Annotated in this window: 17 protein-coding genes; 12 read left to right on the top strand and 5 right to left on the bottom strand. The window is 40.3% G+C overall.

Features of this window, described 5'->3' with window-relative positions; translation table 11 throughout:
- Window positions 1-163: 163 nt before the first annotated feature.
- Complete coding sequence (locus CA265_09945) at window positions 164-2,449, top strand: sugar hydrolase (GenBank protein ARS39951.1); 2,286 nt, start codon at window positions 164-166, stop codon at window positions 2,447-2,449.
- 256 nt (window positions 2,450-2,705) lie between these two features.
- On the opposite strand, the gene CA265_09940 is transcribed toward CA265_09945, so the two are convergent.
- A complete protein-coding gene (locus tag CA265_09940) occupies window positions 2,706-3,119 on the bottom strand; it encodes a hypothetical protein (protein ID ARS39950.1) in 414 nt (137 codons plus the stop codon).
- 142 nt (window positions 3,120-3,261) lie between these two features.
- Between CA265_09940 and CA265_09935 the strand changes: the two genes are divergently transcribed.
- Genes CA265_09935 through CA265_09925 form a run of 3 tightly spaced genes read left to right on the top strand, consistent with a single transcriptional unit; the run spans window position 3,262 to window position 4,635 of the window.
- Complete coding sequence (locus CA265_09935) at window positions 3,262-3,591, top strand: transcriptional regulator (protein ARS39949.1); 330 nt, start codon at window positions 3,262-3,264, stop codon at window positions 3,589-3,591.
- A 38-nt stretch (window positions 3,592-3,629) separates the two neighbouring features.
- Complete coding sequence (locus CA265_09930; GenBank protein ARS39948.1) at window positions 3,630-4,196, top strand: hypothetical protein; 567 nt, start codon at window positions 3,630-3,632, stop codon at window positions 4,194-4,196.
- Between the two features lie 19 nt (window positions 4,197-4,215).
- Window positions 4,216-4,635 (top strand): protein tyrosine phosphatase, encoded by a 420-nt coding sequence (locus CA265_09925; GenBank protein ARS39947.1) that lies wholly within the window; start codon window positions 4,216-4,218, stop codon window positions 4,633-4,635.
- Between the two features lie 218 nt (window positions 4,636-4,853).
- Here CA265_09925 and CA265_09920 read toward each other — a convergent pair whose 3' ends face one another.
- The 3 genes from CA265_09920 to CA265_09910 form a co-directional block, all read right to left on the bottom strand.
- Window positions 4,854-5,705: a short-chain dehydrogenase/reductase gene (locus CA265_09920; protein ARS39946.1), complete on the bottom strand. Its 852-nt coding sequence runs from the start codon at window positions 5,703-5,705 to the stop codon at window positions 4,854-4,856.
- Between the two features lie 20 nt (window positions 5,706-5,725).
- Window positions 5,726-6,568: a short-chain dehydrogenase/reductase gene (locus CA265_09915; GenBank protein ARS39945.1), complete on the bottom strand. Its 843-nt coding sequence runs from the start codon at window positions 6,566-6,568 to the stop codon at window positions 5,726-5,728.
- An 82-nt stretch (window positions 6,569-6,650) separates the two neighbouring features.
- Complete coding sequence (locus tag CA265_09910; protein ARS39944.1) at window positions 6,651-7,562, bottom strand: AraC family transcriptional regulator; 912 nt, start codon at window positions 7,560-7,562, stop codon at window positions 6,651-6,653.
- Between the two features lie 147 nt (window positions 7,563-7,709).
- Between CA265_09910 and CA265_09905 the strand changes: the two genes are divergently transcribed.
- Genes CA265_09905 through CA265_09885 form a run of 5 tightly spaced genes read left to right on the top strand, consistent with a single transcriptional unit; the run spans window position 7,710 to window position 11,098 of the window.
- Window positions 7,710-8,297: a TetR family transcriptional regulator gene (locus tag CA265_09905; GenBank protein ARS39943.1), complete on the top strand. Its 588-nt coding sequence runs from the start codon at window positions 7,710-7,712 to the stop codon at window positions 8,295-8,297.
- 38 nt (window positions 8,298-8,335) lie between these two features.
- Window positions 8,336-8,821 carry an aromatic compound degradation protein PaaI gene (locus CA265_09900; protein ID ARS39942.1) on the top strand — a complete coding sequence of 162 codons (486 nt, stop codon included), beginning with the start codon at window positions 8,336-8,338 and terminating at the stop codon, window positions 8,819-8,821.
- A gap of 11 nt (window positions 8,822-8,832) precedes the next feature.
- Window positions 8,833-9,603: a short-chain dehydrogenase gene (locus tag CA265_09895; GenBank protein ARS42949.1), complete on the top strand. Its 771-nt coding sequence runs from the start codon at window positions 8,833-8,835 to the stop codon at window positions 9,601-9,603.
- 14 nt (window positions 9,604-9,617) lie between these two features.
- Window positions 9,618-9,836 (top strand): hypothetical protein, encoded by a 219-nt coding sequence (locus tag CA265_09890; protein ARS39941.1) that lies wholly within the window; start codon window positions 9,618-9,620, stop codon window positions 9,834-9,836.
- Between the two features lie 11 nt (window positions 9,837-9,847).
- Window positions 9,848-11,098, top strand: a complete 1,251-nt coding sequence (locus CA265_09885; GenBank protein ID ARS39940.1) for a beta-ketoacyl-[acyl-carrier-protein] synthase II — start codon at window positions 9,848-9,850, stop codon at window positions 11,096-11,098.
- Between the two features lie 435 nt (window positions 11,099-11,533).
- Here the strand turns inward: CA265_09885 and CA265_09880 are convergent, their stop codons facing one another.
- Window positions 11,534-12,184 carry a DUF480 domain-containing protein gene (locus CA265_09880; GenBank protein ARS39939.1) on the bottom strand — a complete coding sequence of 217 codons (651 nt, stop codon included), beginning with the start codon at window positions 12,182-12,184 and terminating at the stop codon, window positions 11,534-11,536.
- A 175-nt stretch (window positions 12,185-12,359) separates the two neighbouring features.
- On the opposite strand from CA265_09880, the gene CA265_09875 reads away from it, so the two are divergent.
- From CA265_09875 to CA265_09865, 3 genes are read left to right on the top strand one after another with little or no spacing between them, the layout of a single operon-like run.
- The gene (locus CA265_09875) at window positions 12,360-12,983 is read left to right on the top strand and encodes a 2Fe-2S ferredoxin (GenBank protein ARS39938.1); all 624 of its coding nucleotides are present in this window, start codon (window positions 12,360-12,362) and stop codon (window positions 12,981-12,983) included.
- On the top strand, window positions 12,980-13,963 hold the full coding sequence (locus CA265_09870) for an FAD-binding molybdopterin dehydrogenase (protein ID ARS39937.1): 984 nt from the start codon (window positions 12,980-12,982) through the stop codon (window positions 13,961-13,963). Before CA265_09875 ends, CA265_09870 begins: the two co-directional genes overlap by 4 nt.
- A gap of 2 nt (window positions 13,964-13,965) precedes the next feature.
- Entirely contained in the window at window positions 13,966-16,089 is a 2,124-nt protein-coding gene (locus CA265_09865; protein ARS39936.1) for an aldehyde oxidase, read from the top strand.
- Window positions 16,090-16,100: the final 11 nt, after the last annotated feature.

The following is a 16,100-nucleotide window of genomic DNA, read 5'->3' as shown; positions in this document are numbered from 1 at the left end:
TTAGAATTTAAAATAATAGCAAAAAAGATATAAATTGTATCTTCAACAATTAGTAATGTATTTTTTGTTTTACTTAAACGTTTTAGTCTTTCTTTTTATGCATATTTGAAGATAAATTAATACCTTAGAATTTTCAATAAAACAAGCTAAATTTTAAAAAGATATGATTAAAAAAATTATCCTGCCTTGTCTTTTGCTATCGGCCATGCTTGCATCAGCACAGCAGAATCTGGTGCAGTATGTTCGGCCCATTATCGGCACCTCGAAAATGGGGCATACTTATCCTGGTGCTACGGTTCCATTTGGCTCAGTACAGCTAAGTCCCGAAACGGATACTTTATCTTACGAAGTAAATGGAAAATACAACGGCGATGTATATAAATACTGTGCAGGTTATAAATATGAGGATAAAACAATTACCGGTTTTAGTCATACCCATTTTAGCGGTACCGGTCACTCAGACTTAGGCGATTTTCTCATTATGCCAACCCAAGGTAAATTACAGTTAAACCCTGGTACGGCATCAGATCCTAAAAGTGGTTACCGTTCGGCATTTTCGCATGCCAACGAAGTTGCAGAGGCAGGTTATTACAAAGTAAAGTTGGATGATGATAACATTACCGCCGAATTAACCTCAACCACGAGGGTAGGGATGCACCAATATACTTTCCCTAAATCAGATCAATCGCATATTATTTTGGATCTGATGGCCGGTATTTACAATTACGAAGAAAAAACGGTTTGGACTTACGTTCGTGTGGTAAATGATACCTTAATTACAGGTTACCGCCAAACCAACGGATGGGCCAGAACCAGAACGGTTTATTTTGCGATGAGTTTTTCTAAACCTTTTAAAAGTTATGGCCGTAAAAGCTACGATGCCAAACAAGCTTACAGAGGCTTTTGGGGCAAGTTTAACCAGGAACAGAACTTCCCAGAAATTGCTGGGAAAAAGCTAAAAATGTTCTTTGATTTCGATACCCGGGAAGGAGAGAAGATCAAAATTAAGTTTGCCTTATCGCCGGTAAGCCAGGAAAATGCCTTGCAGAATATGCGTGCAGAAATTTCGGGCTGGGATTTCGAAAAAGTTAGGGCTCAGGCACAGTCGACCTGGAATAAAGAATTGAATAAAATACAGGTAATGACTTCTAACGATAATAAAATCAATTTTTATACCGCATTGTATCATGCTTTTATCAATCCTACCACCTATACCGATATCAATGGCGAGTATAAAGGGTTAGATCAGGGTGTACACAAAGCAGAAGGTTTTACCAATTACACTACGTTCTCGCTTTGGGATACTTACCGTGCTTTACATCCATTCTTCAATATTACACAGCCTGGCCGCAGTAACGATATGGTAAAATCGATGCTGGCGCATTACGACCAGAGCAGTTTGCATATGTTGCCAATCTGGTCGCACTATGCTAATGATAACTGGTGTATGAGTGGCTATCATAGTGTTTCAGTAATTGCTGATGCGATTATAAAAGGTACTTATAGTGGCGATGCGAACAAGGCTTTAGATGCCTGTATTGCAACAGCAAAACACCGCGACTATGAGGGAATTGGCTATTATATGGATAAAGGTTACATCCCGGCCGAAAAATCTGGCATTTCAGTTTCGAATAACCTGGAATATTCTTACGACGACTGGTCGATTGCACAATTGGCTAAAAAATTAAACCGTATGGATGTTTATGATGAATTTATCAAACGTGCTAACAACTGGAAAAACAATTACGATAGTGCTACTGGTTTTATGCGTCCGAAATTGGCGGATGGAACATTTAAAAAAGAATTTGATCCAAAAGATACCGAAGGACAAGGTTTTATTGAAGGCAATAGCTGGAACTACAGTTTCTTTGTGCCACAGGATCCGGCTTCGCTGATCGAAATGATGGGCGGTAAAAAGAAATTTGCAACCCGTCTGGATACTTTGTTCACTATGCATTTACCAGATGAGTTTTTTGCGCATACGGAAGATATTACCCGCGAAGGTATTATTGGTGGTTATGTACATGGTAATGAGCCTGCTCACCATATCGCTTACCTGTATAACTGGACCGATCAGCCATGGAAAACGCAGGCGCAGATCCGCCACATTTTAAACATGCAGTATAAACCTACTGCCGATGGTTTAGGTGGAAATGACGATTGCGGGCAGATGAGCGCCTGGTACATGTTCTCTTCATTAGGGTTTTATCCGGTAGCACCAGGTTCTGATGTATATTCGTTGGGTAGCCCATTGATTAACAATGCAGTAATTAACTTAGAAAACGGCAAAACATTTACGGTTGAGGCCATTAAACAGAGTGATAAAAATGTTTATGTAGAGAAAGTTTTATTGAACGGCAAAGAAATTACCGATCATAAAATTAAACACTCAGATATCACCAATGGCGGAAAGCTTAGTTTTTATATGAGCCCGAAACCAAAGAAATAATTTTTCTCATATCCCTGTACAAATTAAACCGTTAACTTTAATTAGTTGACGGTTTTTTTACCTTCCGAATATCGTCATTTCGAGCGCAGTGCAATGTAGCCGAGAAATCTGTCTCGAGATAGATCTCTCCACTCCACTACGTTCCGGTCGAGATGACGACTTTTTTAAACTGTAAGTCTGAGCATAACCAAAGTTCATTATCAATCAAATTTCTTTGTTTTCAGTGCCTCCTTGGATAAAAGAATACGCCAGCTCTTTAAAGTAATATCACCAAACTACCTGCAACAATTAAGCCTCCACCAATTAATGTTTTTGCTTCAATCGGTTCTTTTAAAATTAAAAAGGCTAAACCCATCGCAATAGCTACACTTAATTTATCAATCGGTGCAACTTTAGAAACATTTCCTGTTTCGATCGCTTTAAAATAGAAAATCCACGATAAACCTGTCGCAAGGCCCGATAAACCTAAAAATATGAGGTTGTTTTTGCTCAATGTTTTAAGCTGGGTAATTTCTCCTGTGGCCAGCACAATGCCCCATGCAATAAATAAGATCACAATGGTTCTTATGGCTGTTGCTATATTTCCATTAACACCCTTTAATCCAACTTTAGCTAAAATGGCTGTCGCAGCTGCAAATACAGCAGATAATATGGCATAAAATTTCCACATATTAATTTTGTTTAATCTTCATTTATAAATGCGTTTATGGTAAATAAACTATACAATTCTGTAGATAATCTGTTTTGTAAACTGAAAATGAAAATAAATTTTGATATCCGATTTATCTATCGTAATATTGCGATACATAATTATGGGACTTACCAAAACAGAAATCTTTACCGAAGAGCAAAACCAGATGGCGGCGTTATTAAAAGCGATGGCACATCCAGCACGGATTGCGATCCTTCAGCGTATCCTTAAATCGAATACCTGCATCTGTGGCGATTTAGTGGAAGAACTTGGGTTGGCGCAGGCTACCATTTCTCAGCATTTAAAAGAACTTAAAAATGCTGGCATTATACAGGGGACTATTGAAGGGGTGAGTATCTGTTACTGTATAGAACCCAAAACCTGGAAGTTATTACAAACAGAGCTGGGCAATTTCTTTGCCTCGTATAAAGGTGAGCAAAACTGCTGTTAAAAATTTTTTACTTAAATCAATCGTTAAATTGCAATATTATGATCAATACATCTTCAACCGAATGGAGCAGCTTTAAGGCTGCACTTCAACAACATCCTGAATTGGTATTACAGTTCCAATATGCTCCTGGTAAATGGGTAAACGCCAATTATCACATTACCGAAATTAAACAGGCACCCATTGTTTCGGTAGATTGCGGAGGAGTGATGAACGCCTGGACAGAAATCATCGTACAGTTATGGGAACCTACCGAAGAGGAAGCAGGCAGGGCCATGCAGGTGAAAAAAGCATTGTCTATCATTAACCTGGTGGAAAGTAAGCTTCCTTTAAACCCCAATGGAACGGTGAAAATTGAATTCGGTAATTCTGCGTTCGATACGAGGCAGATGTTTCCGGGCGAATTTAAAATTGATGGGGAGAACCTGATTTTAGACCTGACACCTGATGTTACACAATGTAAAGCGATTAACCGCGGAGGAAGTTGTGGTACTACTGAAACAGGTGAAGAATGTTGTGCACCTGCCCAGCCGGTAAAAAGAAAAATCGAACTGGTTAATCTCGCAGCTGATCAAAATAGCTGTAATCCGGGAAGTGGCTGTTGTTAATCATTCAAAATTTAAAAACATGAAAAATGTATTGGTACTTTGCACGGGGAATAGTTGCAGAAGTCAGCTGGCTGAAGGTTATCTAAAATATTTTGCTCAGGATAAAGCTAAAATCTACAGTGCAGGGATCGAAGTTCATGGTGTTAATCCAAGGGCGATAAAAGTAATGGCTGAAGATGGGATTGATATTTCTGGTCAAACCTCGAATAATATGGAGGAATATTTCGATATTCCTTTCGATTATATAATTACCGTTTGCGATCACGCAAAAGAAAGTTGTCCGCACTTCCCAACGCAAGCGATAAAACTGCACCATAACTTTCCAGATCCTGCTAAAGCGGTAGGTACTGAGGAAGAAATTATGGCTCAATTCAGAAATACCAGAGATCTGGTAAAGGCTTATATGAAGGATTTTGTAGAGAAAAACTTTAAAGGCTAATTGGTCAGCAATTGTTTGTGCGCCGCCAGTTCAAAGGAAATACTTTTTTTTTTGACTGTTATTTAACGCTGTGGATTTTACAGACTTCAAAAGAAAAAACGTCATCTCGACTGAAACGCAGTGAAATGGAGAGATCTATCTTTATAGATTTTGCTTTGCAGAGCCTTCGGGTTCTCGACTTCGCTGCGCTCCGCTCGAAATGACGATTAAGTTAGATGCTATGCGCCAACCTCATCGAAGTTAGTAGCTGTTGCCAGGTATTTCCAATTGGCCATATCTCTTTGTATATCTGCAATTTTTGCATCGGCAACCTGATAAGCATCCGGACCTAAGAATAAATGAAGCGGTGGATTTTCGCTTTTTGAAGCTTCAATAATCACCTCCACTGCTTTGGCCGGATCACCAGGCTGTTGATTATTGATGTCGTTCTGATGCGCTGCTTGCGAGTCGCGCACTTCTTTGTAGGCATCAATTGGTTTATTTGGCACTGCTAATGATCCTTCAGTAAGAAATGCTGTTCTGAAATAACCCGGTTCTACAACTGTTGCTTTGATGCCCATTGATTTTACTTCGGCAGCTAAGGACTCGGTGAAACCAACCACGGCAAATTTTGTCGCGCAATAGATGCCAAAACCAGGGAAGTTTCCCGAAAATCCACCGATTGAAGAAATATTGAAAATGTGCCCTGATTGTTGTTTCCGTAACTGAGGAAGCACCTTTCTGATCACGTTTAACGAACCGAAAACGTTCACATCGAAATTTTGACGCGATTCTTTATCGCTTAATTCTTCTAAAGCGCCCAGCATGCCGTAGCCCGCATTGTTTACCACCACATCTACCTGGCCAAATTTGCTGATTGTTTGGCTAACTGCAGCTTCTACACTGTTTTCATCAATTAGGTCGACCGCTAGCGGCAAGAAGTTTTCGTGTTCGCCAACTGCTTTTGTTAAGTCGTTCAGGTTTCTTGAGGTTGCAGCAACGTTAAGACCATTGCTTAATAATGTTTTTACTAGTGTTAGTCCCAGGCCTTTTGATGCACCTGTTACAAACCATACTTTTTGATTTTCCATAATAAATTTTGTCTGTTAAATTAATTTTCGTCGAAATCTGTCGAAATGGTAATGGCTTTCCAGTCTTTAAATTCCTTTTGTAGCGATTCTATTTTAGTATTTGCCCTTTGGAAAGCGTCGTTTCCTAAAAGCAAATGAAGGGGTGGATTTGGCATGCTGGCCAGTGAGATCATTGCAGCAGCAGCTTTCTCAGGATCACCAATCTGCTGACCATCCATTTTTAGGTATTTGCTGTGTATTGCACGCACTTCTTCGTATGCGGCAATTGGATTAGCTGCCAAAATCAACGAGTCAGCCGTTAAGAAACTGGTTCTGAATGCGCCAGGTGCCACAACGGTTACTTTTATGCCGAATTCTTTAAGATCTTCCGCTGATACTTCTGATAATGCAATTACTGCCGATTTTGCTGCAGCGTATACCGCCCAGCCGGTGGCACCTGCAATGCCTGCAATTGATGCGATGTTGATGATGTGCCCGGCTCGTTGTGCCCTTAAATAAGGTGAAGCTTTTCTGATGACATTGAGTGTGCCGAAAACATTAACATCAAAACTATTGCGCGTTTCTGCGTCACTTAGTTCTTCGATACTGCCTCCGATTCCGTAACCCGCGTTATTGATGACCACATCAATTCTTTCAAATTTCGCAATGGTCGCCTTTATCGCATCCTCCACGCTTTGTTCGTTGGCCAGGTTAACCGCCAGCGGAAGGAATTTTCCGCCATCATTATTTACTGCTTTTTTAAGTTCACCGATATTTCTTGATGTGGCCGCAACATATTGGCCAGCATTTAGCAACTGATGAACCAAACTTAATCCTAAGCCCTTTGAAGCTCCGGTAATAAACCAAACTTTTTTCTTGCCCATAGTTTTATCTTTTTTGTTAAGACAAAATTACGGCGAAGATGAATCACGTTTATTACGTTAATCAAACTGATGATTACGAAATTCAAACAATCCGGTAAGAAGTAGGGGTGTGGTTGGTCAGTTTTTTGAAAAAGTTATTAAAATGGGTAGGTTCTTCAAACCCCAGACAATAACCTATTTCCGATATATTCCAGTCAGTATGTTTCAATAAAGCTTTGGCCTCACTTAATAAACGCTCAGTAATATAATGTGTAGTGGTTTTGCCAGTGGTTTCTTTAATTGCACGGTTTAAGTGGTTTACGTGTACCGAAAGCTGCGAAGCGTAATCTTTGGCCGAGCGCATGGTAAACCTTTGCGTAGTCGTTTCGATGGGGAACTGGCGTTCCAGTAACTCCGTAAAAACAGAAGTAATCCTGGTGTTGGCATCAGTATGCTTGAATAAAGCCTCTGATGGCTGGGTTTTGAGGGCGAAATGTGTAATTTCGGTAATGTAGTTTCTGAGTAAGTCGTATTTATAAATGTAATCAGAGTTGATTTCCTCAAACATCTTAGCAAAAATAGCCTCAATTTGCGCATCCTGTTTATCATCCAGAAAGTAAGCAGGTTTTCCTCCAGGCACAAACATGGGTAAATCACCAATATTTCCACGGATCTTTTCAGTAAAAAAGGCTTCGGTAAAAATGCAGAAAAAGCCTGTTACGTCACTTTTGTTGCCGCTGGCCAGCTCCCAGGTATACGGAACCAAAGGATTGAAAAAGATAAGTGCAGTGCCATTTATCTCAATACTTTTATCGGCGTAGTGGTAAACATTATGACCACGGGTAAGGCATACTTTATAATAATCCCTGCGGTTATAGCTCATTGGCTTATGATCATCCCTTAAACAATCTTCCAGTTTAAAAACGTTAAAATGACCTACGCCATTTTGTAGGTTATCGGGCAGGAACTTGAATTTGTTCTGGTAAAAATCTTCAATGGTTTCTGGCTTGTTCATAAATCAAAGTTACAAAATTCAAACCTAAAACAAATTATGGTGCTGTGATGAAAGCCAGCGTTCCAATTAAAAGGAGATTGCGATGATAAAAATATTTGTATTTAATATACCGATTGGTATATATTTGCATCGTCAATTTAAAAGAACATGACCAAGGCAGAAAAAACGAGAAATTTCATTGTAGAGAAAACCGCACCCATTTTTAATATGAAAGGTTATGCGGGTACTTCTTTAAATGATATTACGGCTGCTACAGGTTTAACCAAAGGCAGTATTTACGGCAACTTCGCCAATAAGGATGAAGTGGCCTTGGCCGCTTTCGATTATAACCTGAACAATGTGGTGTCGAAGGTAGATGCGGAGATCAACAGACAAAAAGATGCAAAAGATAAATTACTGGTTTATATCAATATTTATCAAAACTTTATCAATGGTACGGTGTCGGAAGGTGGTTGTCCGATTTTAAACACTGCAATTGATGCGGATGATACGCATCCGGCATTAAGGGAAAGGGCAGTAAAAGCGGTACTGGGTTGGAAGAACAGGATAGTGAAACTGGTTGAAGCGGGTATTTCTGCCAAAGAAATTCATGCAGATCATCATCCGGAACAGATAGCACTTACCATTATTGCCATAATAGAAGGTGGGATCATGATTTCGCGGCTGACCGCAAAACCAGCACACTGGAATTTAATTATGGATTCGTTAAAAAAATATATCAATAGCCTCGGCTAAAAATTTTTAAACTAAAATATACCGATTGGTATTTTATTATGAAAAGAACCAGGACAATAAGTTGGGAAAATCCCTTGATAGGCGCAAAGGAAGCCATGCAGATGGATGGTATAGCTTATCTGCAGGCCATGAGCAATCATCAATTTCCTTTACCTCCACTGTTGCATACTTTGGATTTTAGTGTAAGTGTGATCGAAAAGGGGAATGTGGTTTTTGAATTTATGCCTCAGGAATTTCATTACAACCCGATTGGTACGGTGCATGGCGGGGTAATCACTGCTATTTTAGATTCGGCTATGGGCTGTTCGGTCCATTCGCTTTTACCTGCCGGAAAAGGATATACCACTTTAGAGCTTAAGGTAAATTTCCTGAAAGCCATTACCATTCAAACCGGAAAATTAAGAACCATTGGGAAGGTGATCAACCTTGGCGGTCGTACTGCCTTAGTAGAAGCACAGTTAGTTGATGAAAATAATACCATTTACGCTCACGCGGTGAGCACTTGTTTAATCTTAAAATTTTAAAAAAATATAAAATGAAAACTTCACAAAATACCGTTTTATTGATCGGCGGAACAGCCGGTATCGGATTAGAAATCGCAAAACAGTTAACTGATTTGGATAACCATGTTATAATTACTGGCAGAAACCAGGACAGGCTGGATGCAGCTGCAGCATCATTACAAAATGTAACCACCATTCTTTCTGATGTGAGCAAAGCTGAAGATGTGGATCAGTTGGTAAGCCGCATCAAAGCCGATTTTCCTCAATTGAATATCGTGATTAACAATGCAGGAAGGGCATTGCTTTACAATTTGGCCGATCCAAACCAGGATGCTTTTGCGAATGCAGAAGATGAAATGTTAACCAATTACCTGTCTATCATCAGGATTAATCAAAAATTATTGCCTGTTCTAAAACAACAGGAAGCTTCAGCTATCGTAAATGTATCCTCTATCGTTGCTTATGTTCCAGGGATTACTTTGCCCACTTATGCAGCCAGTAAAGCAGCATTACATTCTTACAGTACTTCGTTAAGGTTGAGTTTGGAAGAGACATCTGTTAAAGTTTTTGAATTGATGCCGCCTTTAGTTGATACCGAATTTTCGAAAGAAATAGGTGGTCATAATGGCATCAAACCTTCGGTTGTTGCGGAAGACCTTTTAACTGCTTTGGCCAATGATGAATTTGAAATCAGGGTAGGTGATACCGCTAAAATTTATGAACTGTTCAGACAGTCGCCAGCTGATGCCCTGAATGTGATGAATGCCAACAGAAAAGCCTGGATTGATTCGGTTCAGAATTAAAAAATACAGCAGGAATGAAAAAGAAGGTAGCATTTGCATTTATTATGGCGGTTTTTACTACAGGAATAGTTACTTTCGCGGCCATAAGTGTTAATCTTGGATTTACATCGGTCTTTATGAAAGTTTGGTTAAAATCATGGGGCATTTCTTACATTGTAGCCATTCCTGCTATATTAATTATTGCCCCACGCGTACAATCATTGGTCGATTATTTATTCAAGGATATTGACTAAAAATTATTAAAATGAAAAGAGTAGTAGTAACAGGTTTAGGTGCGATAACACCGCTTGGTAATACCGTTGAGCAATTTTGGCAACAGATATTAGCCGGAAAAAGTGGCATTGGCCCCATTACAAAATTTGATTCGAGTAAATTTAAAACCCATTTTGCTGGTGAAGTAAAGGATTTTAATCCTGAAGCATACCTGGATAAAAAGGAAATTAAAAAGTTTGATTTGTTCACCCAGTATGCCATTGGCTCGAGCGACCAGGCAATAAAAGATTCGGGATTGGATTTCAGCGCAATGAGCGATGATCAATTGGCTGAAGTTGGTGTAATCTGGGCAACCGGAAACGGTGGGATAGGTACTTTTGAAGCACAACTGGAAGAATTTCATGCGGGTGATGGCACACCAAGGTTCAGTCCGTTTTTTATTCCGAAAATGATTGTTGATATCGCTGCAGGCGCTATTTCTATCCGTCACAAATTACGTGGTCCGAATTATTGCACCGTATCAGCATGCGCATCATCAAATACCGCCATTATCAATGCTTTTGATACCATTCGTTTGGGCAAAGCAAGTATCATGATTGCAGGTGGCTCGGAAGCAGCGCTTACCAAATCATCGGTTGGCGGATTTAATGCCGCTCAGGCTTTATCAAAAAATAATGATAACCCTCAGGGGGCTTCAAAACCTTTTGATGCCGATAGAGATGGTTTTGTGATGAGCGAGGGTGCGGGCGCATTGGTTTTAGAAGACCTGGACCATGCTTTAGCACGTGGCGCACATATTTATGCAGAGATTATTGGTGGTGGAATGGCAGCTGATGCTTATCACTTAACCGGAACACCTCCTGATGGAGTTGGTGCGGCTTTGGGGATGACAAAAGCCTTGAAGGATGCCGGAATTACTGCCGATAAAATCGATTATATTAATGCACACGCTACTTCAACCGGATTGGGTGATTTGAGTGAACTACAGGCCATTAATACTGTTTTTAAGGGTTTGCCAGTAGTGATTGGCGCAACAAAATCGATGACAGGTCATTTACTTGGTGCAGCAGGAGCGGTTGAAAGCGTAATCAGTATTTTATCAATCAGAGATAATGTAATCCCGCCCACTATTAATACTAAAAACCTGGATGAAAATATTCCAAAAGGATTGAACTTTGTGTTGGGAGAAAGTATTAAAAAGGAGATTAATTATGTTTTAAATAACACTTTTGGTTTTGGTGGTCACACCGCGAGTACTATTTTTAAAAAGTACGAGGCTTAATTGATTTTATCATTCCCAGCTTAATTGGAAATTTAATAAAGTGTTTGGTTAATCGCCAAACACTTTTTGTTTTAGGTTTAAATCGTGTCGTCATCTCGACTGGAGTGCAACGAAATGGAGAGATCTCATACTGGTCTTAGCGTCTCGCTAAGACTGTAGTTTTTTTGCCACGGAGACACAGAAACCAAGGTGAATTTATCGTAAAGGTCTTCGACTCATGCTGGTCTTAGCATCCTATACTAGTCTTAGCGTCTCGATAAGACTGTAGTTTTTTTTTGCCACGGAGACACAGAAAGCAAGGTGAATTTATTTGTAATGGTCTTCGACTACGCTCAGGCTGACACCCCTGTAGCTATACCAATGGTTCACAAACCAATGAACTAATGACCATTGAACTAATGAACTAATGACCAGTGAACTAATGAACCATTAAACCTACTTATCCATCAATAAATTAACCAGTTCTTTCAATTCTTCAATTTCCAGTTCTAATTTTTCTATTCTGTTTTCCAGTTCTGTAGGATCAAATTGTGCTACGGCTATCGTTTCGGTTTCAGGTTCTGTGGTGGTTTCGGCCTGTTCGCCTAAAAGATGAACAAAACGGGCTTCCTTCTGACCAGCTTTCTTAGCCAGTTGTTTAACAAAGGCAGGTTCTTCATCTGATAGTTTTTGAAGTTGTTCCAAAACTTCTTCTATACTTTCAAATTCATATAACCTTCCCGAATTGCTATTAATTTCGCCAGGTGTTAACGGTCCGCGTAAAAGTAAAAGACAGATAATGGCTAACTCCGATGGCACTAAAGGATAAACAATGGCCAGATTATGTTTGTATTTAGTTGCACGGCTTGATCCTCCTGTAGCAGTGGAGATTAAACCTTTTATTTTAAGTTGATTGAGTGTTAAAGTTATGGTTTCCTCATCGTAATTTACCACCGGATTTCTCGAACTTTTTTGGTTACAGGCAGCTGTTAAGCTGTTCAAAGTCATAGGATAATAATCAGGCGTAGTTCTGCTTTTTTCTATTAATGAGCCTAAAACGCGTTGTTCTTCTGCTGATAAATCGGGTAGTGGTTTTACGTTGTCCATGTTATAAAAGTATAAATTGGTTGAACATTTTGAAAATTATTTTGTTAATGATTTGTTTCTAGGGAGTTATATAAAAATATTACTCAATAGAATAATTCTAAATTTCTGAATGGCTACAATAAGAACTTAAGAATTACGAACTTAGGAGTACATCCCAATATCTAAATATCCAATTATGAAATCTTCCGATCAGAAACCAAATCAGGGTGATAGCAGGCGCGATTTCCTCAAAAAAAGCTCAGTAATTACCGCCATTGCCTTAACACCAGGCGTTGCAGTTAAAGCCGCTGAAAGTAATGCCGATGAGCGTTTCGCCGAACTTTTTGAGAAAATTCCCTTAAAGCTTACGGTAAATAACAAAGCTTATCAAACAACAGTAGAGCCCAGGGTAACACTTTTAGATTATTTGCGGGAAGAACTGCACTTAACAGGCACCAAAAAAGGCTGTGATCATGGTCAGTGTGGTGCTTGCACCGTTCATGTGGATGGACAAAGGGTAAATTCCTGCCTGAGTCTGGCTGTGATGAATGAAGGAAAGAAAATTACTACGATTGAAGGTTTGGCAAATGGCGATACTTTACACCCCATGCAGGCGGCATTTATCAAACATGATGGTTTTCAGTGCGGGTATTGTACACCTGGTCAGATTATGTCCGCCGTAGCCTGTGTGCGTGAAGGTCATACGGGTTCAAGAGCAGAGATAAGTGAATATATGAGTGGAAACATCTGTAGGTGTGGCGCTTATCCTAATATAGTTGATGCAATTATTGAAGTTAAGGAAGGAGGCGAAACAGTATGATCAATTTTCAATATTTAAGAACAACCACGGCAAAATCAGCAATTGCCTTACTGGTAAAAGATAAAAATGCAAAATTCCTGGCTGGTGGTACCAACCTGATTGACCTGATGAAAAGAGGGGTTACTGCACCCGAAAAGCTCATCGACATCAATCATGTTCCATTAAAACAAATTGAGCAGATTGGGAATAAAATTCACATTGGCGCTTTGGCTTCCAATACAGCTGTTGCAGATCATGCCCTGATTAAAGAGAAGCTACCCTTACTATCATGGGCTTTACAGGCTGGGGCATCTGCGCAACTGAGAAATGTAGCTACGGTTGGCGGTAACATGATGCAGCGTACACGTTGTGGCTATTTTTACGACACTGAAATGCCTTGTAACAAACGTCAGCCCGGAACGGGCTGTGGGGCCATGGAAGGTTTCAACCGCATGCATGCTATTTTCGGGACTTCAGAGAAATGTATTGCCGTTCATCCCAGCGATATGTGTGTCGCTTTAGTCGCTTTAGATGCTGAAGTGATATTGGCCAACGCCAAAGGAGAACGTAAAATGCCATTTAAAGAATTTCATCGCCTGGTAGGAGATACGCCGCAGTTAGACAATAACTTAAAGGTGGATGAAATGATTATCCGTTTGGAGATTCCGGTGAATAACCTGGCTAAAAATTACCATTACCTCAAAGTTAGGGACCGGGCTTCCTACGCTTTTGCACTGGTATCCGTAGCAGCAGCCTTTGAGATCAGCAATAATAAAATTACGGATGTTCGATTAGCCATGGGCGGTGTAGCGCACAAACCCTGGCGTTTAACGGCATCTGAAAATTTCTTAAAAGGAAAAGAAGCTACCTTGTCGAATTTCGAACAGGCGGCTCAGTTGGCCATGAAGGATGCTAAAGGTTTTGGAGGGAATGACTTCAAACTTAAACTGGCACCCAATACGATTATTGAAGCGTTGAATCTTGCAAAATCAAAAGCTTAGTTATGGAAAAGAGAATGTTAAAAGACGATAACGATCGCGTAGATGGAATTTTGAAAGTTACCGGACAAGCTAAGTATTTTGCTGAATATGAATTACCTGGTTTAACCTATGGTGTTTTGGTAACCAGTACCATTACCAAGGGGAAAATTACTGCGCTTGATACCAGGGCCGCTGAAAAAGCACCAGGTGTAATTGCTGTGGTTTCGCACTTGAATAAGCCATCGGCAGCTGCTTATGAGCAGGAAGGTGGTCCGCAGATGAAGATTTTTTATACTGATAAGATTTTTTATAACGGGCAACCCATTGCAATCGTGGTGGCGAATACTTTCGAAAGGGCTACTCATGCCGCCTCACTCGTTAAAGCAACCTATGCCAAAGAAGAATTTAATACCGATTTTGAAAAGGCATTAAAAGATCCTAAGGCTAAAAAGCTCCAGGGACAAGCTGACTATAAACGAGGTATAGAAAATGCCTATAAAACCGCAGAGGTAAAGCTCGAAGAAAGATATTTTCTGCCAATTGAAACACATAACCCGATGGAACTGCATGGGATTATTGCCGATTGGCGACCCAATAACCAACTTACCGTTTATGCCAAAACACAGGGTGTAAAAGCTACGCAGGGCACTATTGCCAACGTTTTTAAAATTCCGATGGAGAATATTCAGGTGAATTCGGAGTTTGTGGGCGGTGGTTTTGGCATGGCTTTGCGTACATGGCCACTCGAAATTGCAACAGTGATGGCTTCCAAACATATTGGTAAACCTGTAAAAGTGGTGATTACGAGGATGCAGATGTTTACAATGGTCGGTAATCGGCCGGCAGCGATACAAACCATCGGTTTGGGTGCGAATAAAGATGGTAAATTAACAGGGATTACGCATAGGGCGTATGGCGAAACTTCCACTTATGAGAACTTTACAGAAGGGGTGGTGAACATGGCGAAGTTTATGTACCAATGCGATAATGTAAATACTTCGTATGCCATTGTACCGGTTGATCTGGGTGTACCGATATGGATGCGTGGACCAGGCGAAGCAACAGGAGCTTTTGCGCTTGAAAGTGCAATTGATGAAATGGCGCATGCCCTGAACATGGATCCATTGGATTTTAGAATCAAAAACGATCCTGAAACCGATCAGCAGAAAAATAAACCCTTTTCGAGCAAAAACATCAAAGAAGCCTATAAAATCGGGGCCGAGAAAATAGGATGGAGCAACCGGAAAAATAAACCGGGTAGTTTGACAGAAGGACCATGGCAAACCGGTTATGGGGTAAGTGTGGGTGTATTTAACGCGAACAGAGGCAAGGCAAGCGTGAAGGGTATTTTAAAGGCTGATGGATCGCTGCTTTTGCAAAGTGCAACCAGTGATATTGGCCCGGGAACAGGAACTGGCATGACTTTAATTGCCAATAAATTAATGAAGATTCCTGTAAATAAAATTACGTTTGAATTGGGCGACTCTTCTTTGCCACCAGCACCAAGTCAGGGTGGATCGGCTACATTATCTACCGTAGGTTCGGCCGTGAACGATGTTTGTGTGGCATTAAAGTCTGCAATTGCAGAACTGGCCGCAAATTCAAATATGGATGCTACGGCTAATTTTGTTGATGTTTTAAAAAAGAATAACCTGCCGCAAATAGAAGTAACCAAAGAGAGCCAGGGTGGCAAGGAAAAAGATAGTTACTCGATGTATTCGTTCTCGATTCATTTTGTGCAGGTCAAAGTTCATTCCCTAACCGGTGTTGTAAAAGTGAGTAAAATTGTTTCCGTAGGCGATTCAGGTACCATTGTGAGTCCGAAAACGGCAAGAAGTCAGATGCTGGGCGGTGCAGTGGGTGGAATTGGGATGGCGCTAACGGAAGAATCCATCATCGATCACCGTTATGGAAGATATATCAACAACAATTTTGCCGATTACCACGTTCCGGTAAATGCAGATGTACCAGAGATTGATGTTAATTTCATCAATAAACCCGATCCCTATATTAATCCCATGGGGGCAAAAGGTATGGGCGAAATTGCCCTGATCGGTTTTTCTGCAGCAGTAGCCAATGCCGTTTTTAATGCCACCGGAAAAAGAATCAGAACATTGCCGATAACACCCGATAAGATTTTGGCATAATTACTTCTCTA

The organism is Sphingobacteriaceae bacterium GW460-11-11-14-LB5, assembly GCA_002151545.1.
Taxonomy (GTDB): Bacteria; Bacteroidota; Bacteroidia; order Sphingobacteriales; family Sphingobacteriaceae; genus Pedobacter.
This window is presented reverse-complemented; position numbering and strand designations above follow the sequence as displayed.